22 protein-coding genes and 2 pseudogenes are annotated in these 23911 nt (G+C 66.7%); 3 read left to right on the forward strand and 21 right to left on the reverse strand.

Going from position 1 to position 23911, the window contains the following annotated elements; genetic code table 11:
- Positions 1-69 precede the first annotated feature (69 nt).
- A pseudogene (locus RF637_RS12470) lies at positions 70-339 on the reverse strand (IS982 family transposase); the annotation flags it as partial.
- A 119-nt stretch (positions 340-458) separates the two neighbouring features.
- On the opposite strand from RF637_RS12470, the gene RF637_RS12475 reads away from it, so the two are divergent.
- Complete coding sequence (locus RF637_RS12475) at positions 459-1766, forward strand: ISL3 family transposase (protein WP_368844988.1); 1308 nt, start codon at positions 459-461, stop codon at positions 1764-1766.
- Between the two features lie 3 nt (positions 1767-1769).
- Here RF637_RS12475 and RF637_RS12480 read toward each other — a convergent pair.
- The 3 genes and pseudogenes from RF637_RS12480 to RF637_RS12490 form a co-directional block, all read right to left on the reverse strand.
- Positions 1770-2012: pseudogene (locus RF637_RS12480) on the reverse strand (IS982 family transposase); the annotation flags it as partial.
- Positions 2013-2100: 88 nt separating this feature from the next.
- Positions 2101-2541, reverse strand: coding sequence for a recombinase family protein (locus tag RF637_RS12485; protein ID WP_368844989.1), 441 nt, complete (start codon positions 2539-2541; stop codon positions 2101-2103).
- Positions 2542-2664: 123 nt separating this feature from the next.
- Entirely contained in the window at positions 2665-3594 is a 930-nt protein-coding gene (locus tag RF637_RS12490) for a LysR family transcriptional regulator (protein ID WP_264398876.1), read from the reverse strand.
- 63 nt (positions 3595-3657) lie between these two features.
- On the opposite strand from RF637_RS12490, the gene RF637_RS12495 reads away from it, so the two are divergent.
- Positions 3658-4719 carry a YeiH family protein gene (locus tag RF637_RS12495; RefSeq protein WP_029212122.1) on the forward strand — a complete coding sequence of 354 codons (1062 nt, stop codon included), beginning with the start codon at positions 3658-3660 and terminating at the stop codon, positions 4717-4719.
- A gap of 348 nt (positions 4720-5067) precedes the next feature.
- On the opposite strand, the gene RF637_RS12500 is transcribed toward RF637_RS12495, so the two are convergent.
- The 13 genes from RF637_RS12500 to RF637_RS12560 all read right to left on the reverse strand — a co-directional run bounded on the left by RF637_RS12500 (position 5068) and on the right by RF637_RS12560 (position 20730).
- Positions 5068-6936, reverse strand: coding sequence for a hypothetical protein (locus RF637_RS12500; RefSeq protein WP_368844990.1), 1869 nt, complete (start codon positions 6934-6936; stop codon positions 5068-5070).
- A 430-nt stretch (positions 6937-7366) separates the two neighbouring features.
- Positions 7367-7732, reverse strand: coding sequence for a DUF4913 domain-containing protein (locus RF637_RS12505; protein WP_368844991.1), 366 nt, complete (start codon positions 7730-7732; stop codon positions 7367-7369).
- Positions 7729-9405 carry a type IV secretory system conjugative DNA transfer family protein gene (locus RF637_RS12510; protein WP_368844992.1) on the reverse strand — a complete coding sequence of 559 codons (1677 nt, stop codon included), beginning with the start codon at positions 9403-9405 and terminating at the stop codon, positions 7729-7731. Before RF637_RS12510 ends, RF637_RS12505 begins: the two co-directional genes overlap by 4 nt.
- Entirely contained in the window at positions 9402-10934 is a 1533-nt protein-coding gene (locus RF637_RS12515; RefSeq protein ID WP_368844993.1) for a hypothetical protein, read from the reverse strand. Before RF637_RS12515 ends, RF637_RS12510 begins: the two co-directional genes overlap by 4 nt.
- Complete coding sequence (locus tag RF637_RS12520; RefSeq protein WP_368844994.1) at positions 10934-12466, reverse strand: SCO6880 family protein; 1533 nt, start codon at positions 12464-12466, stop codon at positions 10934-10936. The genes RF637_RS12515 and RF637_RS12520 overlap by 1 nt, the downstream gene beginning before the upstream one ends.
- Complete coding sequence (locus RF637_RS12525; protein ID WP_368844995.1) at positions 12463-14229, reverse strand: hypothetical protein; 1767 nt, start codon at positions 14227-14229, stop codon at positions 12463-12465. The genes RF637_RS12520 and RF637_RS12525 overlap by 4 nt, the downstream gene beginning before the upstream one ends.
- Positions 14229-15023 (reverse strand): hypothetical protein, encoded by a 795-nt coding sequence (locus RF637_RS12530; RefSeq protein ID WP_368844996.1) that lies wholly within the window; start codon positions 15021-15023, stop codon positions 14229-14231. The genes RF637_RS12525 and RF637_RS12530 overlap by 1 nt, the downstream gene beginning before the upstream one ends.
- A 41-nt stretch (positions 15024-15064) precedes the next feature.
- The gene (locus RF637_RS12535; RefSeq protein WP_035930757.1) at positions 15065-15334 is read right to left on the reverse strand and encodes a hypothetical protein; all 270 of its coding nucleotides are present in this window, start codon (positions 15332-15334) and stop codon (positions 15065-15067) included.
- Positions 15335-15349: 15 nt separating this feature from the next.
- Positions 15350-15958, reverse strand: a complete 609-nt coding sequence (locus RF637_RS12540) for a DUF6668 family protein (RefSeq protein ID WP_368844997.1) — start codon at positions 15956-15958, stop codon at positions 15350-15352.
- Complete coding sequence (locus RF637_RS12545) at positions 15955-17400, reverse strand: AAA family ATPase (protein ID WP_368844998.1); 1446 nt, start codon at positions 17398-17400, stop codon at positions 15955-15957. The genes RF637_RS12540 and RF637_RS12545 overlap by 4 nt, the downstream gene beginning before the upstream one ends.
- On the reverse strand, positions 17400-18980 hold the full coding sequence (locus RF637_RS12550) for a hypothetical protein (protein WP_368844999.1): 1581 nt from the start codon (positions 18978-18980) through the stop codon (positions 17400-17402). Before RF637_RS12550 ends, RF637_RS12545 begins: the two co-directional genes overlap by 1 nt.
- The gene (locus RF637_RS12555; RefSeq protein ID WP_368845000.1) at positions 18977-19612 is read right to left on the reverse strand and encodes a hypothetical protein; all 636 of its coding nucleotides are present in this window, start codon (positions 19610-19612) and stop codon (positions 18977-18979) included. The genes RF637_RS12550 and RF637_RS12555 overlap by 4 nt, the downstream gene beginning before the upstream one ends.
- Positions 19609-20730, reverse strand: a complete 1122-nt coding sequence (locus RF637_RS12560) for a transglycosylase SLT domain-containing protein (RefSeq protein WP_144999447.1) — start codon at positions 20728-20730, stop codon at positions 19609-19611. The genes RF637_RS12555 and RF637_RS12560 overlap by 4 nt, the downstream gene beginning before the upstream one ends.
- 180 nt (positions 20731-20910) lie before the next feature.
- On the opposite strand from RF637_RS12560, the gene RF637_RS12565 reads away from it, so the two are divergent.
- Positions 20911-21258: a hypothetical protein gene (locus RF637_RS12565; RefSeq protein WP_368845001.1), complete on the forward strand. Its 348-nt coding sequence runs from the start codon at positions 20911-20913 to the stop codon at positions 21256-21258.
- 100 nt (positions 21259-21358) lie between these two features.
- Here RF637_RS12565 and RF637_RS12570 read toward each other — a convergent pair whose 3' ends face one another.
- The 4 genes from RF637_RS12570 to RF637_RS12585 are packed head-to-tail and all read right to left on the reverse strand — an operon-like array spanning position 21359 to position 23797.
- Positions 21359-21781 (reverse strand): hypothetical protein, encoded by a 423-nt coding sequence (locus tag RF637_RS12570; protein ID WP_064847015.1) that lies wholly within the window; start codon positions 21779-21781, stop codon positions 21359-21361.
- Positions 21782-21792: 11 nt separating this feature from the next.
- Positions 21793-22386, reverse strand: a complete 594-nt coding sequence (locus RF637_RS12575; RefSeq protein ID WP_064847014.1) for a hypothetical protein — start codon at positions 22384-22386, stop codon at positions 21793-21795.
- Positions 22383-23384 (reverse strand): hypothetical protein, encoded by a 1002-nt coding sequence (locus tag RF637_RS12580; protein WP_368845002.1) that lies wholly within the window; start codon positions 23382-23384, stop codon positions 22383-22385. The genes RF637_RS12575 and RF637_RS12580 overlap by 4 nt, the downstream gene beginning before the upstream one ends.
- Positions 23384-23797, reverse strand: a complete 414-nt coding sequence (locus RF637_RS12585; protein WP_064847011.1) for a hypothetical protein — start codon at positions 23795-23797, stop codon at positions 23384-23386. Before RF637_RS12585 ends, RF637_RS12580 begins: the two co-directional genes overlap by 1 nt.
- Between the last annotated feature and the right edge of the window lie 114 nt (positions 23798-23911).

The raw sequence follows: 23911 nt of genomic DNA on the forward strand, positions 1-23911 counted from the left end.
GCGCCCTGCTCGCCGCCGGCGGACACCGGCCGTGGCGCAAGACCGCTACCCATGCTCATCTGTGAAGGGCCAGATAATGGGCATGCCATCCGGTGCGCTGATCAGATAGAGCCGGAAGCCCCAGAAATAACGTGAATGGGAGGCGCAGTAGCCATAGGACGCATGCCCGGCGAGATCGGAACGCTTGGCAGTCTCGCGGCTCTTGCCGCAGGGCACCGGAGTGGAGTCGAGCAGGCGCAGGTCCTCGTGCCAGGAGGGTGTGTCGCGGGCGAGTTCGGTGATGACCGCAGCTATCAGGACACCGGCGGCGCGGACGCGTTTGTTGTAGCCGGATTGGGGGCTCATCATAAAGCAGGGTGTAGCGGTGTCTTGAGCTGTGCGGCGCGTCGATACGTGGATGGGGGTCGAGGCCTCCCGAAGATGGAAGTTCTCACACTGCCCATCCGGAAGACCTCGACGTGCCCCACGCTACCTTCGTTAGCCCTGACCTGACCACGTTCACCCGCCTCGATGAGCTCGGCCTCGAGGTCATCGGCCAGCATGTGGAGCCGAACCAGGCGGTACTGGCCTGCCGGGTCGCCAATCCCGACCCGTGGTGCCGACGGTGCGGCTGTGAGGGAACCCCGCGCGGCAGCGTGGTTCGCCGGTTGGCGCACGAGCCGTTCGGTTGGCGACCCACCGTCCTGCTGATCACGGTGCGCCGCTACCGGTGTTCCGAGTGCGAACACGTGTGGCGCCAGGACATGAGCAAGGCCGCCGAACCGCGATCCAAGCTGTCCCGGCGGGCGCTGCGCTGGGCGCTGGAAGCACTCGTGGTCGACCACCTCACCATCGCCCGGATCGCCGAAGGCTTGGCCGTGTCGTGGAACACCGCCAACGACGCCGTCCTGGCCGAAGGCCGGCGGGTCCTGATTGATGACCCGAAGCGGTTCGACGGCGTGCGCGTGCTCGGCGTCGACGAGCACGTCTGGCGCCACACTCGCCGCGGCGACAGATACGTCACCGTGATCATCGACCTCACTCCGATCAGGGACAACACCGGCCCGGCACGCTTGTTGGACATGGTCGAGGGCCGCTCCAAGCAAGCATTCAAGACCTGGCTCGCTGCCCGTCCCAAGCAGTGGCGGGCCGGGGTGGAGGTCGTCGCGATGGACGGCTTCACCGGGTTCAAGACCGCCACCACCGAAGAGTTGCCCGATGCCACTGCTGTGATGGATCCATTCCACGTGATCCGCCTCGCCGGGGATGCCCTCGACCAATGCCGCAGGCGGGTCCAGCAAGACCTCCACGGCCACCGCGGCCGTGCCACCGACCCGCTCTACCGGGCCCGCCGCACCCTCCACACCGGTCTGGACCTGCTCACCGCCCGACAGAAGACCCGCCTAGAGACCCTGTTCGCCGGCGATGACCACGTCGAGGTCGAGACCACCTGGGGCATCTACCAGAAGATGATCGCTGCCTACCGGGAACCCGACCGGGCCACGGGACGCATCCGCATGCAGGCCGTCATCGACGCCGTCGGCAGCGGTGTCCCCGCCGCTCTGAAGGAGGTTATCGTGCTGGGCCAAACCCTGAACAAGCGGGCCGCTGACATCCTCGCCTACTTCGACCGGCCCGGCACCTCGAATGGCCCCACCGAGGCCCTGAACGGTCGGCTCGAACACCTCCGCGGCTCAGCCCTCGGCTTCCGCAACCTCGTCCACTACATAGCCAGATCGCTGCTCGAGACCGGCGGATTCAGACCCCAACTACACCCTGCTTTGTGATGAGCCGGATTGGGTGGGCACGTTGGGGAACATCTCACGCAGGTGGGCTCGGGCATGGCGTATCCATCGGGTCTCGGAATTGAACTGCATCAGTTGCTGGGCGACGACCAGGCACAGTAATTCGGCGTCGGAGAGCAGTGGTTTGCGCCCCGGTTGGTGCGATCGCGTGTAGCCGATCTCGGGCATTATGCGATCTTCCAAATCGATGTAGAGTGTTGTCAGGAGGGTGTTCAGTTGATTGTTCACACCAAAGGCTTAACACCCTCCGCCGGCAATTAATAGACCCCCAGCGAGATTGCTGGGGATCTATTCTGCAAACACGCGGAATTAGGACTTATTCATCTAGTTTCGGTTTCTGCCCGCCGGTCCGGCCCCGCGCACGGGCCGCGGCCAGCCCGTCACGGGTCCGTTCGGACATCAGGGCGTGTTCGAACTCGGCGATCGAGCCGAGGATCTGGAAGAACATCCGACCGATGGCTGTGGAGGTATCGATGCCCTGGTCCAGGACGACCAAGTCCACACCGCGTTCCTGCAGCGTCTTGGACAGATCGATAAGGTTCTCCAGCGACCGGCCGAGCCGGTCGAGCTTGGTGACGACAAGCTGATCCCCTGCCCTGTTGGCTGAGAGTAGGGCCTTGTCCAGTTCGGGCCTGCGTGCCAGTTTCCCTGAGGCCATGTCGAGGAAGATCTGCTCGCAGCCGGCCGCGGTCAGGGCGTCATGCTGGGCTTCGGGGTGCTGATCGCGGGTAGAGACCCGTCCGTATCCGACTCGCATCACCAAAACGTATCACCAACCCTGCTGAGCATTACACAGGCACGTACACGGGAAGCATTACAAAACTTGCCGCGCAGTTCTGCGGTTCGATACACATGCCCTGGAGTGTCTCGCGAACGATCGTTACCGGTCAGTTCGGGCGATGACATCCAGGAAGTCCCGTACATGAGGCGGCGGAGCCGTCCCCGCCCAGATGGCGGTGAGCGGGCGGGTGATCTGGAGATTGTTGATCCGAACTCGGACGAGTCGGCCGGCACGGGTGTCCTCGGACACTGCGAGGGAGCTCAGCGCGCCGGGGGCGATGCCGGCCATAATCGCGCTGCGAACGCCGAGCGTGGTCGTCAGCACGGCTGCGGGCTCGGCTGCGAGTGGAAAGCCCGCCACGGCGAGGGCGTTCTCGAGCGCTCGTCGGGTGCCGCTGCCGGTCTCGCGGAGCACCAACCCAGTGGCCGCCAGTTCACGAACGGACACCTGGCGGGTCTTCGCCCACCGGTGACCGTGCTGCACAACGACTTCGATGGTGTCGTAAGCAACAGTGACTGACCGAAGGCCGGCGGGAACGACAGGGGTCTCGATGAGCCCGAGGTCTGCGGTTCCCTCGCGTATGGCCTCGACGACCGTGCTGCTGTTGGCGGCTGTGAGCTGAACGACCGGGCCGTCATCGCCGTGAGAGATGCGCCACCGGGCGATCCATTCCGGTAGGAGGTGTTCTGCGATCGTGAGGCTCGCGGCGATGCGCATCATCTTCCCGCGATCCGTGCGGAGCGAATCGACAGCATCCGAGAACTCATCGGCCGCCGTCAGCAGCGTTGTTCCCCAGCCGACAATCAGCTCGCCCGCCGGAGTCAATCGCGAACCCCGTGCAGAACGCACCAGGAGTCGCACGCGCAAATCTTTTTCCAGTTTCCGGATGCGCAGAGACACCGCCTGCTGACTCACGCCCAACTGCGTGCTTGCCGCCGACATGCTGCTTTCCTTCACGACGAGCGCCAAGGCTCGCAGTGCCTCCAAGTCCGGCCCGTTGCGCATCTTCCGCCTCCCAAGCACAAGCATAACTTGTATGGCGGACGGTATCTGCCTCTACTCGCACGAGCGGTCCGAGGAAATGATGGATGCATGACCCATGCCCAGGACGTTGCGACCGCCCGACCGGAACACACGCTGCTTGCCCGAGTCCGCGCGCTGCTGCCCGGGCTTGTCCTCTGCCTCGCCGCGGCCGGAGCATCGTACGGGGTCAGCCTGCTGCTGCCGGGAGTCAGCCCGCTCATTATCGCGATCGTGCTTGGCGTACTCCTGGCCAACGTCGTCCGGCTGCCAGCGGCAGCCTCCGACGGCATAGACTTCTCCGCGAAAAAGCTCCTGCGCGCCGGCATCGTCTTCCTCGGACTCCAACTGGTACTGACAGACATCCTCGAACTCGGAGCCCCGATGCTGGTCGTCATCGTGTGCATTGTCGCCGGCGGACTGTTCGGCACCGTTCTCCTGGGGAAGCTGCTACGGGTTCCATCCGGGCTCTCGCTGCTAATCGCCTGCGGATTCTCCATCTGCGGCGCGGCAGCCGTGGCGGGCGCGGCAGGGGTCACCGATCCGGACGACGAGGCCGAGGAAGACACCATCACCGCGGTCGCCCTCGTGGTGATCTTCGGAACGCTGATGATTCCCCTCGTCCCACTGATCACGGACCTGCTTGGCCTGGGCTCCGAGACGGCCGGGATGTGGGCAGGGGGTTCCATCCATGAAATCGCGCAAGTCGTCGCCGCTGGAGGCATCATCGGTGGCGGAGCGCTCACGGTCGCGGTCATCGTCAAACTCGCCCGAGTGCTGCTGCTCGCCCCTGTCGTGGCCATCCTTAGCATCCGGCAGCGCCGTCTCAGCCGTACGGCAGGCGAACCCGGTCAACAGATGTCGCATTCGAAGCTGCCGCCCGTCGTCCCGCTGTTCATCATCGGGTTCATCGCGATGGTGTTCGTGCGTTCCTTCATCCCTCTGCCGGGCACCGTGCTGATGGCCGGTGGGCTGCTGCAGACAGGACTGCTGGCTGCAGCGATGTTCGGACTCGGCTGCGGCGTCAAGGTTCGGAACCTCGTCAAGGTGGGCCTCAAGCCCTTCGCCCTAGCCGCACTCTCCACCGTTCTCGTCGCAACGATCGCCTACTGCGGAGTCACCTTCGCAGGCTGAACATGGCCAGCACCAGGGCGTCATTATCACCCCTGGGATGGGAACACATCAACCTCACCGGTGACTACACCTGGCCCCGCGCCAACCACATCAAACCCGGCAAATACAGGCCGCTACGGCGCCAGGCAAAACCTTAGCGTCGGATAATTCACTTTTTCACAAGCCACCCCTAAAAGATGGTGTCAATAATTCTTTCGAGTAATCATCGGCTGTAGATGATGGTGATCGCTGAGGTGGCCACTGCGGTGATGATAGGAAAGAATCGCTAGAGCGAAATAGGTGGAAACCACCCCTGTTAACCTGTGAAGCAGATGGCACAGTGGTAGACCGTGCCGGTCAGACAACCCGTCAATTAGTCATGGTGTTCGTGAGGTGACGGCCGATGTACCCGATGTAAATCTTGCCCGAATTCGCATAGTCGTCGTGGTAGTACATGCGGGGGCTTAGCATGCCGATTGAAGCGAGTTTGAAGTGCGCCTTCATAGTGATGGCTTGTTGGGGTGAAACCTCCACCGGGACGGGGAAGATCCTCTCGCCACCAAACTGCTTCATGGTTGTCGCAGTCTCAGTGGCCCCGTGCTTGCCGGCGCTGACCCCCTCATAGCCTTCCGGCCGGTTTTTAAGGAAGTAGTCCACACCGCTGTCCCAGTTCCCGTCGTTACGGGCCCGGACGTACTCACGAAGTGCACCGCAGGCTTCCCAGGCGCTCCGTACGGCCAGTTGAAGGGTGTCCGCGTCGTCGACGACGCGCACCTTGTCCATGTCCCCCGTGAAGACCAGGACATCTTCATCTTTCTGGATCCGATAAACCAGCTCCACGCACGATGGGGGATAGGTTTCCCGGGCATCCTCAGGCGCCTCGCCGTACGCCGTCTTATAGTCGGACATTTCCGTTAGGCGCTCCCGTAACCAGCGGACCGTTGCACGGGACTTCTCCAGATCGTCTTGCAAATCGGCACGTTCAAGTTGCTGATCGTCGAGGGCCTGTATCGCGTTGCGGCGATAGTCCTCAAGTTCTTCAATTCGAGCGAGCTGCTCCTTAATCCGGAGGCTCGCAGCGAGTAGCGCTCCACTGCGAACGTCACCTGGAGCCGGCGGAGTGTATCCAGGCCGCATCGCCTGCTCTAGGGCGACGCGAGTGATGGACGTAATGCCCAGGACGGAGCGAACGAGATCGAGCTGATCCTCCGCCGTGGACACGGCGGGACGTTCGTACCGTTCTGGATCGACGTCGCTGGGGTCCAGTTGCTGGGGCTCCGCCTGTGTCGGTGCGGCGCTGATGACTGCTTGCGACGGAATATCTTCTGCTTGATTACGAGCAGAAAGGGTGGGTTCCTCGAAAGCGGCGAGTAGTGCACGAGTCTCCGCGCGGGTGAAAGCCCGTTTCGCGCGAATTACTTCTGTCGGGTCCAGGCGGGTGGCCGCATGACGGCGGGCGGTATTGGCCAGGAGTTTTCTGAGCCACCAGTCCTCCTCGTTGGCAAGAGCGGCCGTTGTCAGATACCGGTGGCGACGGGAGTCCACGATCTGGGTCGGTGCCACTCCCGGGTAGTACGTCCGCAACATCCATGGGCCAACGGCGTGGTGGCCTAGCCGTTCGCTGAGTACCTGGGTGGCGCGTGGAGTAAGGACAATGGATTGGGCCATGCCAAAGACCTCACGGGTCCACGTGGACACCCGCTTCCGGAAAGCCTCATAGAGATCCGGCACGTCAGCGGTCCCCGCGACGAATACGAGCCCGTGGCGATCCTGGTCCTCCAACAGCTCAACAAGCCGATCGACCTCGTTGACGTCCCACTGCTTGACCTCGTCGACGAGCTGCATGGAGGCGTCACGCACATCGAGGGCCTGCATGAGGTAGCGGGCCAGCTTCGGGACGGCGACGAAGTTCCCCTCAGAATTTGTCACCGTCAGGTCAATCCATCCAGCGGAGGATGCCACTACCTCGGTACACCACGTACCTTGCGGCGTACTCGACTCGATGAGCCGGCACCGGACGTACTCATCATGGCCGCGGGTGTGCTCGACGACCGACGCCCGGACTCCTGCCGCGCTGAATTCGGCACCGTTAGTGCTGTCGAAATCGATGCCCTTGCTGCGCAACCACGTCCCGAACTGGTCCTGGACGGTGGGGATGGTCAGCTGGGGCGTCTCGGTACGCATGAACGCGCGGTAGTCGCGCGGTCCAAGAGAATCTGGGTCTTCGGTTTCCATCACTTGCGACATCGTGTCCCTGTTCCCTCAGTGGCGTGCGCATCCAGCCTGAGTGTTGGGGCCAATTGATCGTCCGCCCCATGGCGTGGTTCTAATGTCTTTGCATCTTATTGCCGTAGGACGACATCACCCGGTGCGCGCGGCCATGCGCTGGACGGGATCTTAGAACCAGCAAGAACGTGCACTATCGCCCGGTGATCAGGCTGGCGCGTGTGGTGCTGAAAATTTCCATGACGGACATCGCCGGTGGTGCCGTAAACATGGTCGGCTTTACCCCGGGCCTGCGCGGCATGATCTGGACCTGGCAGTGGCCGGGGCCCCTGGGAAGGAGGGACCCCGGCCACCGTGGGACAGCGCACGAGTGCCTGTCCCGTAGGAGGGGGCGAAAGCGCCTATTGGGAAGGGATAGCGTTTGCGCCCCTGGTCTATGTACTCACCACGTCCAGTCAGTGGGAGGTTGTTCGCAGGCCAGCGTGCGGCGCACACCCTTTTCGACGTGCTTGGTGCCGCACTCCCCGAAAGGCCCGCGCATGGCGAACAGCACCTTGGCATGGGCATCGAAGTGACTCACCCACCAGGTAGACATGCTGTTTTCCTCCTTCGCCACCAACCACTGAGCGTGCAGGGCGCTCAGCCGTTCCACCACCTCGGTGTGGGCCCACCACTGGGGGCACCAGTGCATATTGGCCGAACGGTCCACGGACTCCAGCCGCGAGGCCAGGTTTTCGACCCAGGTGACGAACTCCTCTTGCGTTGGGCCTTCCACCGTTTCGGTGTCCTGCTCAATTGCTTCACTCATCGCCGCTGTCCTTCCGTGATCCGCTCCAGCATCGGGGTGATGCGGGCTTTCAGGTCCTTGTCCTCGAACCACCGCACGGTGCGCACGATGGTGCCCCCGCCGGTGGAGGTCTTCACCCAGGCGTGCCCGGCCGGCAGCTCGGCCAGTTTGGAGACGGGCATGATGTCGCGCTGCTGGGTCTGCACCGACCGCGAGGCGACACCGCGGGAGGTGGAGGTGCTGCGCACCTTCGCGTCATAGGTGCCGATGAGCTTGCGCAGCGATTCCAGGAACTCCGTGTCGTCGGAGCCACCGCCGTAGACCTTCACCGCCGCGGCCGACCACAGGGTGTCCCACCCGGTGCGGGCAAGCATGTCCACGCCCTGGCCCTTGGTCTGGAAGTAGGCGGAAACCACGATGCCCATCGACCCGAAGAACGAATACCACTCGGGAAGCTGCTTGAGCTTCACCACATTGCCCACCTCATCGAGGTCAGCCACCAACGGCACCGGCAGCCGGCCCCCCGCCCGGCGGGCCGCCTGCTGGGCGGCGGTGACCACCGCGTACACCAGGGTCGAAACGAACGCGGCCCCAGACCCGGCAACATCCTGGGTGAGCAGAATCAGAGTGTCTTTGCTGGTGACGAAGCGGTGCGGATTGAATACCGGCACCCCCGGGGTGGGGGTGGTCCAGGCCAACAGCTCGTCGTGCACCAGTGCGGATGCCATGCGCTGGGCACTGGCGGCCACCGACCCCCGGGTGTCCTCGGGCTGGCGGCCCATGCCCTGCAACGCCGAGGCCGGGCCGGTGTGGCCGGCCCGCTCCAGGTCCTCAGCCGGTTCTAGGAAGTTAGCCGCAGACACCCACCCCAGCACGTCCGAGAGCGTTTTGCCGCTTTTGGCGGCCGCCAGCAGGCACCAGGAGAGGTAGTCGCGGCCCTGGGAGTCGAACTGCGGATCGCCCTTCCCGCCGGCTGATCCAGAGGCCGAGGCTGTCTCAAAGATCGAGGCGACCTCACCAGCGGAGACCGTATCGGTGACGGTGGCGAGCAGGTTGAAGATCATCCCCGGGCGGGAGCTGTCGCGCCAGATGCGCTGGGGGTCGAACAGCCACACGGTGCTGCCCGTCGTGGTGCGGGCAGCCAGGACCTCGGCCACCCCATCGACCTTGTTCGACGTCATCACGAACGCCCCTGGCGCCTCGACGGCGTGCCGGATGACCTGGGAAGTGGTCTTGCCGCGCCCGGTGCCCCACACGTGGGCGGAGCACTCCCGCCAGCCCTGATAGATGGGGTTCTTGTCCACCAGCCCGATCGTCAGCCCCGGACCCATGCCCTGAGCTTCGGGGTGGAGGCGTTGCGCTTCCGTGGTGCGCGCCGCAGCCATGGCCGGGTTGATCCGGCCTGGGGGGCTCATCCGGCGGGCGGCCTCCTGAGTCTTGGACGGGGTGCGGGTGCCCCACACCATCAGTGCCACCACACCGGCCACCACCTCCAACCCGACCAGGAAGGTGGCGGCCGCAGGCCAGTCCACCGCTCCGGTGGCCAGCTGGATGCCCAACGTAAAGGGGTTCCACGGCAGGTCCCCGGTCACCGGGGTCAGCACGTTCCCCAGGTGCACCAAACCGACCGCACCCATCACAGCGGTGAACAGCATCAGCACGCCGATGAAGCTCTTGTTCTGGTCGTTGTTCATGCGTTCACCCTCGCCTGCGCGGCCGCCCAGGCGGCATTGGTGTCATGGACCCGCAGCTCTCCGGCGGTGAGGTTCGTCTGGAATGGCACCCCGGGTGCCTCCCCGGTCTTCAACATGAACCGGCCCCGCCCCGGGGGCGGGGAGGTGCGCCCGGTCTTGGGGTTCACCGACCCCTCAGCGGACCAGGCCACCAGTAGCGCCTTCTCCTGCTCCGAGAGGGGGAACACGGTCTCCAGCATCCCCATCTCGTTCTGCGCCAACCCACCCAGGACCTTCATGGAGGACCGTTCCATGAACCCGGTGGCGATCTTGGTCAGCTCCTCGGTCGAGAGCTGGAGGTCTTTCATGGAGTGGGTGATCAGCAGCTGCCCCAGCCCCTTAGTCCGGTTCAGCCGGGTGATGCCGTCGATCTGGTGGACCAGCAGCTCGGAGGCGCGCAGGGCCTGCCACAGCTCGTCCATGATCATCAGGTGGTGGCGCTCCTCCATCAGCCCCGCCTCGGCCAAGGTCTTAGCCGCCGAAATCCCGGCCTGGGCGTAGGACCAGCACACGATCTGCACGGCCGCCCGCAGGTCCAGCAGGGTCTCGTCAATGGCGGAGAGGTCGAAGTCCACTGACTGGTCGATCTGCATTTCCTCACTGGTCTGTCGGCAGAACACGTCCCCGAACGGGCCATGTGCGCCCAGGGCGTTGAGTCCGGCCAGCAGGTTGCGGACCTGTCCCCGATAGGAGGTCTCGTCATCGACCAGGATCGCGGCCATGATCGCCGGACGCACGGCGGTGATCACGTCCACCACGTCTTGGATGATCGGCTGGCGGGACTGGGCCTCGGCGTGCTCGGCGGCTTCGGTGATCGCCATCGACAGCACCGTGGGCTCCTGCTGCCGGGCATCCAACGGTGCCTTGAACACCAGCTCCAGCAACCCGGTCAGGGCGTTGAGGCGGCGGCTGTGAATCTCCGCGCGCATCTGCCGCTGCAACGCCTCCGGCAGCTCCCCCAGCCGGCGCCACAACGGCCCAGCATCCAGGGGGTTGATCGACCCCACCCCGGGGGCGACCCGGATGACCTGACCACCGACCTCGACGGTGAGCCCGGCCAGGTCCGGCTTCACGTCACTGGCGCCCACGAACAGGAACCCCTGGTCCACTAGGGCCAGGGCCATACGCACCGCCACCGAGGACTTCCCCCTCGCCTGGAGCCCCAAGATGAAGCAGGACGGGGAGGAGATGATGCCGCGCAGGAACAGGTTGATCGGGTCCCCGCACACCACCGAGCCGTTGAGCTGATTGCGCCCCAGCACCGCCCCGACCAGCGGGGAGGAGGTGCCCACGGCGAAGGGCCACAGCCCGGCGGTCTGGTTGGAGGTGGCGGTGAATTCGGGGGGTGCTTCCACCCAGGAGGTCATCCCGCCGTGGGTGACGTCTACGCCCTTTTCGGTGAGCTCCCGGAACTGCCCGGCGCTCTGGGCGGTGGAGCGGCCGAAGAACTTGTTGAGGATGGAATCGGTGAGCTGGTCGAAGACAGACATCACAGCGCCTTTCGCACATCAGCCGGAATCGTGGCCACGGCATCCGGGACCACACCCAGACCGAGGTTGAACGCGAACGCGGCATCGTCGTTGTAATCGCACTCCCGCAGCCCCAGCTGCACCCCTTGGGAGGCGTTGCGCCGTAGCGTGGCCGCCACCCGGGGCAGCTGCTCGACCCGCTCCACGGTGGCGGTGACCACGATCGAGAACCGCACCAAGGAGGCGCCCTCGGCCTGCTCCCGCTCGGCCTTCCGCGCCTTCTCCAGGGCGATGATCTGAGAGCTGGTGGGCCGGCGGTTCTTCTGGTTCGCCGCGAACTGCGCATTGGTCAGCGACTGCTGCACCTGGGTGGCGGACTTGTCCGGGGACTGGGGCCGGTAGAACACCGTGACCCGCTTCTGGAGCATTTCCGAGTTGGGCGCCAGCAGGGCCACCAGGGCGTTCTCCCGGAAGGTCCCGGCGGGGGGCCGCCACATCTGCCAGGACTTCGAGACCACCCCGCCGTGCTCATACCGGCCCGGGGAGCCCACCACCCGTGCCGCCGAGGGGCCGACCTCCTCCCAGCGCAAACCGGTGCCGGCCTCCGACAGCCGGGCCTTCTCCACGGCCGCGGCCGCCAGGGGGTTATAGGCCACATAGGTCTGGTCGATGAGGTCGCTCTCCTGCATCAGGGACACCGACCCGGCACCGGCCTGCTCCAGCTGCTCCAGGAACCCGCTCAGCAGGGAGGAGACGTCCGTGGCCAGCTCCTCGGCGGTGCGCTCGGGCACGCCTTCCCCCTCATTGGCTTTGGCGCTGAACGTGAGCGCGATCCACTGCTCCAGCTTGGGCACGTCCTGGTTGAGGTTGGCCACCACCTCATCCATCGTCGCCCGGGCGAAAGCCGGCACCGACTGGGACCCTGCCTGGGCCCGGCCCACCGCCACGGCATCGGGCAGCCGCTCCCCCGGGTCGGTGGTTGACTGGGTGGTGACGGAGACCTGCACCAGCTCCGTGTTGGAGCCGGCATCGCGCTGGAACGCGGCCCAGGTGCCCACCATCCGGTCCACCCTCTCCTGATCCAGCAGCCCCAGCCCGGAGGAGTTGGCGATGACGAACACCGTGCCGGTCTTCAACTTCGGGTGCCACAGCATCACGCCCTGGTGGCCGAACAGGTCGGTGAAGGTCACCGGCTCGGTCGCCGCCAGCACGCCCGGGGCGCGGAACGACCCGTCCGGGAGCTGCGAGGTCGGCCCCGCCTTGTACGTGGTGCGCTGCTTCTTCTCCGCCCGGGAGAACATGGACCGGGCGATCCAGCGCTCCGGTTTGGAGCGGCCGTTGCGGTCCTTGGAACCAAGCGCGGTGGTCACGATGAACGCCGCCACCGCGATGCCGGCGGCCACCCAAATCTGGGAGGCCATGATGAACAGGAACACGAGCACCGACCCCACGCCGAGCACCACGGTGGAGGCCATCGAGAACCCCAACAAACCGGCCGTCTTGTCCTCAGCGATGTTGCCGTACTGCCGCACGATCACCTGGTTGCTACTCACAGGTCCTCACCACTTTCGATGGATTGTTCAGCGTCCCGGACGGCTTCCCGCAGCCCGAATTCCAGTCGTTGGCCGTTGATCAACGGATTCTTGGCGCCGGTGGCCGAGGCCCCTTCCCCGCCCGGGTGCCCGACCGGTGCGGCACCATTGGTCGCAGCCACCGGCTCTGCACCAGCCGGCCCAGACGCCTCAGACGCCCCACCGGCCGCTGCCGGGGACGAGCTCGAGGTCTGCACCTGCTCCGCACCCGAAGCCCCGCCCGTGCCGGTGCCGGCGGCACTGGCCGGGGCAGCACCAGTGCTGGGGCTTTGGACGTTCTCCGCACCCGAGGCCCCACCCGTGCCGGTGCCCGCGGCACTGGCCGGGGCAGCACCCGTGCTGGAGTTCTGCACGTTCTCCGTACCCGAGGCACCACCGGTCGTAGTCCCCGGCGCGGAGGTAGCAGCTGCACCGGCCGTGGTGCTCTCCACGTTCTCGGCGCCGGCCGGTCCACCGGCCGGGGCAGACCCACCAGCACCAGTCGATCCTGGGGCTCCGGTCGTACTGGAGGCGCCACCTCCAGCGCCAGAACCAGCACCGGCACCCGTGGCGCTGGCCCCGGAAGCACCGGCAGCCCCACCCGAGGCGCCGCCAGCACCAGCACCGGCAGCACCAGTGCCGGCGGCACCAGCCCCAGTGGCTCCGGCGGCACCAGCCCCAGCGGCTCCAGCAGCTCCACCGCCAGCTCCACCGCCAGCTCCAGCACCGGCAGCGCCAGCGGCCCCGGCTCCGGCAGCTCCACCGGCACCAGCGCCAGCGGCCCCGGCTCCGGCAGCAGCAGCCCCGGCGGCCAGGGCGCCGACACCAGCAGTCACCGCACCAATAGCCACCGCACCACCGAGCATCGCCAGCCCACCAGCACCCATGCCACGGGGCCCGGCGCTGACTGCCGGGACCATGACCCGGGCCAGGGCGGGCATCGACAGGCAGGCCATGAAGATGATCACGGTCCCGGTGAGCAGGGTGATCACATGGTTGGCCACCTCACCGTCGCCGGTACCCCTGATGCCGTTCATCAGCGCCAGGCCGAAGCCGTAGAGCACGGCTGCGACCGGCTTGAACAGGATCACCGCGATCAGCCAGCCCACCGCTTTGTCGAATGACTTGCGTCCCCGCTCCGTGGTCGAGGCAGCAGCGAAGATCGGCAGCAGCCCGCACAGCGCCCCGGCCACCCCGTAGGAGAAGATCACCAGGGCCGCGTTGAGGATCGCCCCGAGGATGGCGAAGGGAGCGAGCACGATCAGGATTCCAGCGGTGGTCAGCGCCATCTTGGACCCGGCCACAGCGTCCAGGTCCATCGACTGTCCCAGTCCGTCCCGGGCCGCGTTGCCGGCAATGGTGTCCACCAGCCACGGGGCGACCTCATCGGTGACCGCCAGCGACAGTGCGACCATCGAGACCGCCAGCCCGGAGACCACCACGGTGCGGATCAGTCCCATGACCAGGTTCTCGGCCGACTCCCGGTTGTGGTCCCGAGCGATACGCAGCACGGCAAAGGCGGTGCCGATGATGCCGGCGACCCCGACGAACGTCGTGGTGGCCATCTGCACCCGCTCCGTGGCCGAGCCCGCGCCCATCTCGGGGGCGCCGATGTTCAGCCACCAGGTGCCTACGAAGTCGAGCATGGTGGTGAAGATTTCCACCAGCCACCCGGCCATGAACAGGATCAGCTTCTCCACCGTGTCCCCGGCAATACCGCCGGCGAGGTCTCCGAGCAGTCCCATTAGACCTTGGGCCCCCACTCGATGTAGGGCTGGCCCTGGTGGAGGTCGGCCGTCATCATCTTCGTGCCCGAGGCCGGGTCCAGCTTCCAGTCCCCGTCCTCCCACACCAGGTCAGCCTGGGCGAGGGCCTTCTGCTCCAAGCCATTGCCCGAGGGGAAGGAGTAGACCAGCTGGTAAGAGGCAGTCTCGTCGGTGTAGTTGAGCTGGGAGTAACCGAGCAGCGTGGACGAGGCCGTTGTGGTCCCGTCGTCGCCCTGCTCCAGCCCGTCGCGGATGCGCTGGGCCTTTTCCTCGATCTGGTCGCGGTTGGGACCTTCCACCATTGCTACCTCCACGTCCTCCGCGGCCTCCTCGCTCACCGAAGGGTCCAAGGCCATCGCGTAGGTCGCGGCCGCCATCAGTGCCCCGGCCTCGGAGTGAGCGAAACCGACCCGCAGCCCCGAGTCGCGTCGCTCACAGCCGCCGAACTCCGGGGAGGAAGGCACCACGCTGTAGCCGGCGGCCACCCAGTCCTGCACTTCCGGTGCCTCATCGGCCACTGAGGAGGTGTCGGTGCTCAGCTGCGCCTGGCAGTCCCAGGCGAAGTCCTCCCCCGAGGCGGGGGCAGCCGACTCGGCCGCCCCGGCGGTGGGGGCAGTCGAAGCAGCGGGCGCGGTGGGTGCCTCTGCCTCGTTGGGGGCCGTCAGGTCCCGAATGATCCACCCGGCCACCCCGACCAGCAGCAGCACCAGGGCGATCAGGGCCGGGCCGAACCAGCGGGGGCGGGTCCGGGAAGTGTTGTCGTTCGTGTCCATCGTTGAGCTCTCCCTCTCGTTGCGTGGTGATCAGGGCCGGCTCAGCCGCCGGTGATCATGTTCCAGATCGCCCCGGCCGCACCGAGCAGGGCAGCGGCGACCAGCGGCCACACGGGAGCCTCGACCTCATCACCACGGCGGCGGTTCCGTCCGGCGGTGACGAGTCCGAAGATGAAGTAGACGAACAGCACTAGCCCGGCGGCCCAGAGAATCCAACCGAGGATCATGGTCACGTTCTCCATGCCCGGGGGCTGGGTGGGGGTGGCGTTGATGGCCGGGATCATCAGGGCGTTGAGGGTGTTGGTCAGCATTGGGGGGTTCCTTTCTCAGTGCCCGGTCTGGGCGATTTTGTGGATCTTTCGCAGCACGGTTTTCAGCCGGGTGCTGGAAGGGGAGGGGGTGACGCCGACCTCGCGCCAGGACGGTTCGTAGGGGACGGTCATGGCCACCGGGAACATGCGCGCCACACCCCGGGCGAAGCTCAGGGTGGGTTTGGTGATCCGGTTCTTGGGCCGGTCGTGGACGATGACCAACCCGACCAGCTCATAGGGCAGCTGCCCCGTGGCCGACTTGCGCGCCAGCTGGGCGGCCGCCTCCAGGGAGGTCGCGCTGGTGGAGCACACCAGCAGCGCCCGTCCCGCCCACTCCGGCTCTTGCACACCGGCGTCCACGATGGACTCCGAGCACAGCCCGGCCAGGGTGGAGGTCCCTACCCCGCCAGAGGCACCGACGAGCCACAGGGTGGCCTGGGAGACGTCCACCGTGGCGGCCGGCTCCTCGGCGGGCACTGGTTCCTCGACCAGGGCTTGCTGGAGGTTCTGCGGGCCGCGGATGGAGTCCCGGGTCCCGAGGATCGGGTCGTCCTCCATCGGGTCCTCCTCCTCGATCACCTCGGGGGCGGCCACGAAGGGGTTGCGGGGGCTGTCCACGATCACAGGCCCTCCCGCACTGCCGCCCCGGCCCGCAGCCAGGCCCGGCGGGTGGCCGGGGTCATCGCCGTGAACCGCACCCGGCCCTCCACCAGCGCCCGGTCATAGGGGATCGTGGCCACGGCACGCACGTAGGGGGCGAACTCCTCAGCCAGTTCTTTGGCCTTGGTCTTCTGGTGGCCGGGTTCGCAGCACAGCACCACCACGACCGCGTTGCGCGCGAGGCCCTGGGCGTGCTCATCGCCGGCGTGCAGGGCGGCCAGGACCCGGGAGGCGCCTTCGGCGGCGTCATCAACGGATTTCACCGGGATCACGACCTGATCGGCGTGGCCGATCATCGCCTGCCAGTTCGCTCCGCGTTCGGTGTTGCCCGAATCCATCACGATCGCCCGGTAATACTTCGCGGCCACCGCGTGCAGCCGGTCCACCTCATCTCCGGTGACCATGTGCCGCTCCTGGTCCCCGGAACGGTCATCGGAGCGCAGCACGTCGTACCGGTCCGCCGGCTGGTGGTGGACGTATTCCGACAGGTCCCCCACCCGGGCCTCGGAGGTTATGAAGTGCTCGGTGCGCCCCAGCAGATCGACCACGGTCGACTCATGGCCGGCGTCGAAGGTGCGCCAACCCAGCGACCCCAGGGAGTTGTTGTTGTCCCAAGCCAGCACCCCACCCCCGGACAGGCGGGCGAACACCGCCGATAGGCAGATCACCGTGGGGGTCTTGCCGGCCCCGCCCTTGGGGTTCAGGACAGCGATCGTGCGCGGGCCCGGCCAGTGGGCCGAGACCGCGGCCTCGTCTTGGCGCTGGCTCAGCTCGGCGGCCGAGGGCGCCAGGTGCAGGCCCAACTGGTTCAGTGCCCCGCGCCACCCGTGCTGGGCCGGGGCGTCAACCTCGGGGCGGTCCACGAAGGAGGGCAACGACTCCCGCCGGTTACCAGCAGCCGCAGGCTCGGCCGCCGTGCGGGCCGTGGAGGGACGGCCACCGAGGAACGGATTTGGGGCCGTGGACGTCGCCGCCACCGGGGCCACCGCCTGATCCTCCTCAGTCGCCGCAGCCACCGGGGTCGGGGACTCGACGGGGGCCGGTGCCGCCGGGGCCACCGCCAGGTCCTCCTCAGCCGCAGCAGGCACCGGCTCAGGCTCAGGGGACTCGACCGGGGCAGCCGCCCGCTCTGCCGTAGCCACCGACTCAGCCGGGACCTGGACGGTGGCCGGTGCCGCACTCTCCTGCCGGGAGGTGCCATCGGCGCCGACCAGGAAGGTGCGGGACCCGGCGGGGTCCTCGATGTGCAGCTGCATGTCCTGATTGGTCTGCTCCGCCAGAGCCTTGGCCGTGGCCATGACCGAGCGGCGGGCATCGCCCACGGTGGAGTGGTTCTCCTGGGTCGTCTCCCCATCAGTGTCCAGGTGCACGGCACCGGTGGAGTCGATCGTGGCGGTCATTCTCATCAGGGGGTCTCCTTAGCAGTGGGGGTAGGGCTCGCAGTCGGTGACGGGCTGGCTGTGGGGGTGGCGGTGGGGGTGGGGCCGGTCTCCACCAGGGCGTAGAGGGAGCCATCGGTGGACCCGTCCACCCGGGTCAGCGCCATCCCGTTGTCCGTGATGACGTCAGGCACCGCCGCCTGGTCAGCCCGGGTGGTGGCCTCGGTCGCCCCGTCACGGGTGACCTGGGTCTGCTCCCCGTCATCGGTGACCCAGGCGTAGCCGGCGGCCAGCGTGGCCTGGCCCTCCAATCGGTGGGCGGTGGTGGCGTCCACATCGACCAGCACCGTCGAGGCCAGCAGCAGCCCGTGCACCCGATCGGCCTGAACCGTGGAGGTGGTGATCTGGGCACCGTCGAGTTCGCGCACCGCGACCTGCTTCACCGCAGTCGCCTCCGTGGACTCGTCCACGTCATAGAACCCGACGAGGGTCTGCTTCCCGTCCTTCCACGCGGCCACCACCCGGCCCTCCACGCTGCCGAGGATGCCGGTCAGTTCCGCACCCTTGGCCGGGGCCGGCAGTCTCGCAGGCTTGGGCAGGGCCGCCGAATCGGTGCCGACCCGCCACACCTTCCCCGCCTTGGCATCAACAGCGATCAGGTCCGCCCCCTGGGCCTCCAGCGGTTTGGCGGCCGCCGGCACCACCCGGGCGGCGGTGGACCCGTCCGCACCAACCAGCAGGGACTTCTGATTGGGCAGGTCCAGCCGGGGCACGGTGCCCCCGTCCAGGACCACGGTGGCCTCCTGCGGCACCTGAACCCGGATCGGCTCGGGAGAGTCCGGGGTGAACAGCACCAGCTCCTTGGCCGTGGCGGCGGCCAGGCGGGTCTGCCCGTCCACGGTGAACAGCCCCAGCTGGGTCACGGTGAACGGCGCGGTGCGGCTCCACTGCTCCACACCCGTGTCGGGGTCATGGCCGATGAGCTTGGCGCCGTCCACACTGACCGGCCGTCCTTCCCAGTCCAGGACCGCCTGCACCTGGGACCCGGACATGGGCGTGGCCCAGGCACCGTAGGTGTCCCATCCGGCCGGGGCCGGCACCGGCAGCTGAGCCGGAGGCGGGGTGTGCACCACCGCCACCGGCTCCCCCTCGCCCTCGGTCAGGTTCATCGCCACCGAGGCCCCGGCCGTCAATCCCAGAACCCCGACGCTGCCCCAGATCGCCAGGGCCCGACGACGCTGGTTCCCGGACCGGGCACCCGCCGTGCGTGTCCGGGCGGAGCTTCCGCCCCGCCGGGCTGCGCTGCGGTCAGCATGCCCGGGGCCAGTCGGCCGGGGACCAGCCGGAGGCTCGTACTCCTCCAGGGTGCCCAGCTCGGCGTCCACGACCATCTCGAATATGGACCCGTCCTCGGTGTGGCCCTGCACCCGGCACGCCTTCAACCCCAGCCGCCGGCACGCCTCAGTAGCCGCATCAGCGGCGACCTCGTGCGCGGTGGTGGCATCGAGCACGGGATAGGTCAGCACCTCCCCGTTGGCCTCAGCCACGATCTGCTCCGCCCCGAAGGTCAGGGTGATCACCGGCCAGGTGTGCACCGCCGGGCTCACGAGGTGACCTCCCCGGCGGGCAGCTCGTGCGACTGGTGGCCCACGACCTCCCAGGCCCCGGAGTGCTTTTCCAGGTAGATCGTCACGTGCCGGGTCCCGGTGCCCTCGGCCGGTTCCCCGTCGCGGCTGGCCCACCGCCAGGTCACCTTGTACGCCCGCACCGCCGTATCGTCAGCGACGTCGCGGGTCGTATCCCCGATCGCCGGCACCGCCTGGGCCCGGCTGTAGGCCCCGTGCGAGGCGGGGTCCAGCCACGCCCCTTGGGAGGCGTTGCGCTCCGGCTCCACCTGGTGCCCCGCCCACTCGTCCGACATGAGCGGCTTGGTGCGGATCGCCGCGGCCGTCTCGGTGCGGTCCACCACGGTGTCCCAGGAATGCAGCAAAACCGCGGCCGCCCGGGCGGTGGAGTCCACATCGGTGCGGTCCACGTCCTCAACGGCCGGGAACGTCCCATCCCCGGGGACCTGAGGGGTGGGGAAGCTGCGGGTCGTCGGCCAGTCGGCCGGGGCTGAGCTGGCCGAGGCCGGAGCACTGGAGGAGGCGGACGACTCCTCGGCTGGCTCGGTGGAGCACCCCGCCAGGGGCAGGGCGCACAGGGCCAGGGCAGTGATCAAACGGGGGCGGCGGCTCATTGCGGCCACGCTCCTTTCTCTCGCAGGATCGGCTCGGGGTCGATGTTGAAGCCCTGATAGGGGAAAACCACGTCAGGGGCACCCGGCTTGTAAATCTCGATGTGCAAGTGGGTGGACATGCCGAACTGGCCCCGGTTGCCCTCCACACCGATCACGTCGCCGCGGGTGAGCTTCTGGCCCTTCTTCACGCCCCAGGAGTTCAGGTGGCAGAAGGCGAACCCGAAATCGGGATCGTCCCCGTCCTCCTTGGCAATCACGCACCCGTCCGCATCGTTGAACCCGGTGATCCGCAGATCGGTCGGGGCGATCACCGGCCCTCCGGCACCGGAGCCGGCACCGGGGGTGGCGAAGTCCAGGCCCATGTGGTTCTGCGCCCACGCGGGCACACCGGGCACGTTGCGCCGCCCGTAGCCGGAGGTGAACTTGCCCCCGGGCAGCGGTGCGGTCCATTCCCCCTCCCCCAGGTCCCCGTCCCAGGCCTTGCCCCCGGTGGGGGCCTCGCAGCCAGCGGAGAACTCGATCTGACCGCCGTCCAGGATCGTTTCCACGTAGCGCTGGGTCTCCGCGAACGGCGGCACGCCTTTGTGCTGGGCCACCGCACCGGGGCCGGCGTTGTAGGCGGCCAGCGTCAGGCGCACCAGCTGGTCGGCGTCATCACCGGCCAAGGGCTTCACCTCGTTGCGCAGCGCTGCCATGTAGCGCCCATAGGCCGGGATCGCGTCCTCGGGATCGGTCACGTCCCCGCCCTCCCCATAGGCGGCCCAAGTCTCGGGCATGAACTGGGCGATGCCCTGGGCCCCGGCGGAGCTACCGGCCTGGGGGTCCCAGTTGGATTCCTGCTTGAGCTGGGCGGCCGCCACGCTCACCGGCAGTCCTGCCGTCTTGGCGGCTTCTTCCACGAGCGGGCCCCAGCCGTTGGGAACGTTGATCACACCGTCCTCGGAGTCCTCACCGGAGACAACCGTGGCAGGGGTGCACCCACCAGCCGATGCCTGCATGCCCGACACCAGCGCGAGGCCGGCAACACCCACCACGGGCACGCCGACAGCCACCACCCCAACCAGCGCCAGGACAGCGAAAACCAGGACGGAGGAGCCCTTGGACTCGTCTTCCTCCATGAGCCACCTCTCGTCCCGATGCGAATCGTTTTGACTGTCTTATACAGATATAAGAGTTGTAGCACGTTTCTTCTGTGTAAAGCAGTCAAAACAAGTTCGACTTGTTGCGGTATGGACCTCGGGTCTGGAGCGCGATGTCAGATGCTTGGGAGATGTTGTGGGTGCGACACAATGAATTCCGTGCCGTCCGTAGTTCGCCCCGCAGGTCAGCCTGATCTTGTTGCCGAAGCCGCCAAGGTGTTCGGCAATACCGTCCGGCTGTCGATCATCAATGCCCTCAGGCAGGGTCCGGCGCTACGTGCGGAGCTGGTGGCGCGAACGGGACTCCCGGCCCAGACTCTCGGTGCTCAATTGACCGAGCTAGAGGCTATGGATGCCGTGAAGGCGGAGGCGCAGCACAGCCGTGGTCGGCCAATGTTGTACTACGCGAACCACGCTCGGCTCGAGAGGTTGCTGTTGGCTCTCACGCAGTATGTCCTGGCGGATGCCCGGGGTACGGATGGGGAGACGCGCACCAACCCTCATTGAGGTTTTGCCATGCCAAGCACCCTTTCGAAACTATGTTGAACATGTTCAACATGGATCCTACGGGCAGTCCGGCTAGGGCTCAAATGCTGTACGGCACGTTCTACCGCTCGCGCTGGTCCTTCTCGATGACCTCGAGAATCGCCTGAAGGCCTTCGGGGTCGATCTGCCCAAGGGCTCGGGCGGCAAAATTGCGGACCTCGGCTCGTCGAAGGGCCCGGACCGTGGTCAGCTCCTGCTCGACCTGCTGCGGCAGCGGGCCGTCCTCCTGAACGAGGTATCGGGGGTCCACGCCAAACACTTCCCCCAGTGCCCGGAGCAGTTTCTCGTCGGGGCGCACCCGGATGTCGGCTGTTTTCAGGTAGTGCCATTTCGTACGGGAGATCGCCACGCCGCGGTCTTTGAGGCCTTGCTGGATCGTGGTGAAGTCGTATGTTTCGCTGGCTTCGGTGCGCAGGGTGTCCAGCAGCAGGTTGATCTTGTCGGCCAAAGTCTCGGCTGAGCGCCGGCGGTCCTCGTCTGCCACTTTTCCGCTCCTCATGTCACGATCCAGGCGTAGATGCTGCCCAGGAAAGCCAGCCCGTAGATAAAGCCTGAGATCACCTGTGGCCTGGTGTGATCCTGGAGCCGGATACGGCTCCAGCACACCGCCAGGCCCACCGGAACGAACAGCAGCCCGACCACACCCCAAGATGTTGTCAGGGCAACAATAGTTCCGCCCATCATCATGCCGTGCCCGGAGATCTTCCACCACGGGCTCACCACAGCGATCACCAGCCCGGCCAGGAACGTGGCCACGAGCAGCGCCACGATCTCGATCGGTCCCTGCAGCAGGATCGCCGCCGTGAGGTAGCTGAGGACCAGCACCAGTACTCCGGCCATCACCGGGCGGCGGTGCTCCTTCACGCTCACATGGTGGTCGGTGAGGATCTCTCGGCGCACCAGCATGAGAACCACGGCCAGCGGAACTCCGCACACAATCAGGGCCGCGCTGATTCCCCACCACAGCGAGGCCGCCGTGGGGTTCGCCCCCCAGGGCAGCGCGATAAGCAGTGCCGCCAGCAACACCGGAGGCTGGAAGGCCTCCGTGGCGGTTCTCTCCCAGCGGGGGACGACAATCGAGGTACTCATGATGTGAGTTCAAATCTCCTCTCGGCGGCCTGAAGAGCACACCGTTGCTTTTCCGACAGGCCCACGTTCTCTGCCCGCAGGGCGTCTTCGACGGCAATGAGGGCGCTGTAGAGAACCTTCTGGGGATCAGCCGACAGAGCGCTGCACCAGCCGGGAGGGCGCCCACCAGGGCTCCACCGGTTCGCGCCGAGTTGGGTCCACATCGGGGCGATCCTCAAGATGTCCAAGCGCAGACCCATCTTCAGTCGCCAGCCTTGGGCGTAGAGACCCAGCCACGCCACGGCCAAGCACACCAGCACGGCCCCGGGTAGGAAGACCAGGCCAAACGAGACCCTCAGGGCCACGGCTACAGCATCCCACGTGGCTGAATACCCGAGGACTGCGTAGCCGGTCTCGAGGGTGCAACCGAGCACGAGCAGAGAACCTCCCACGCCCAGGCCGAGCAGGCTCGGCCACAGCAGGCGGTCGTGCCCCGGCTGGCGCAAGGTGAGTTCCCGGAAGGCGACACGGGCAACATGGGCGGCGTTCCAGGCTCCCATCACCATGATGAGCAGCGTGTAGACCAGGGTGCCGCCCTGGGCGAGGTGGTCCGGAATGAACGCTGCCGAGGTCGGGCCGCGGTTGATCGAGAAGAACGCTGCCGTCAGTCCCAGCAGTAAGGCGCTACCTATGGTGGCCTCCCGCAAAGTCCGCGCCCGGCTCCAGTGCCTGCGCTGCAGGGATTGGACGAGGGCCGCACGCAGGCACCATACGGCGCTGAGTGCGAGCAGGTTGCGTATCAGGTGGAAGATATTCTCCCCGCCCATCCACGCATCCACGGTTCGTTCGGGAACCATGACCCCGTTGGCTGAGAAGGCCAGCGCTGCCAATGCCGTGCCCACCCAGACGAAGTCCACTCGGCGTCGCTGCGCTACTCGTGGCAGACGAACGACCACTGCCACGGCGGCGAAGATGCACGCCACGGCCTTGAGCAGACTCAATAGCGCTCCGAGGCTCATCAGAAAGTCTCGAGCAGAGGGTTCACTTGTTGGGTCAGGCGGGCGGCCAACCTCGTGGCGGCGTTCTCTGCCTCGATTTCCTGGGCCGTCCAGGTCGAGGAACGCCCGAGAAGGGTCTTGATCCGCCGAGAACCCCCGATGTGGGTGAAGGCGTTCCCCAGCGTCAGTTCGCAGCCACCGTGCATGAGGAGGATGTGTCCGTACTCGTGCAGGATCACGTGCCGGCGCAGCAGCTCGCTTTCGCCGGCAGCATGGAAAATCCAGGATCGCTCAGCCTTCTCCAACCACAGCCCCGTGACGTCCTGGCCCAACCCCGTAGGGGCAGGCTCGATGTGGACGGGCTTGCCGTGCCGACGCTGCACCTCCAAATGAAGACCCTCCCAAGTGAGATGGTCCGGCAGTTCAGCCAGCACATCTGAGTCGGAACGGGAAACAGCTCCCCCTAGCCAAAACATGCCCCCAAGGCTACCTGGAACTTGAACATGTTCACGTTGAACATGTTCAAAAGACTGTATGATTGATGCGAT

It is taken from the genome of Kocuria sp. CPCC 204721, from assembly GCF_040980945.1.
Lineage (GTDB): Bacteria > Actinomycetota > Actinomycetes > Actinomycetales > Micrococcaceae > Kocuria > Kocuria marina.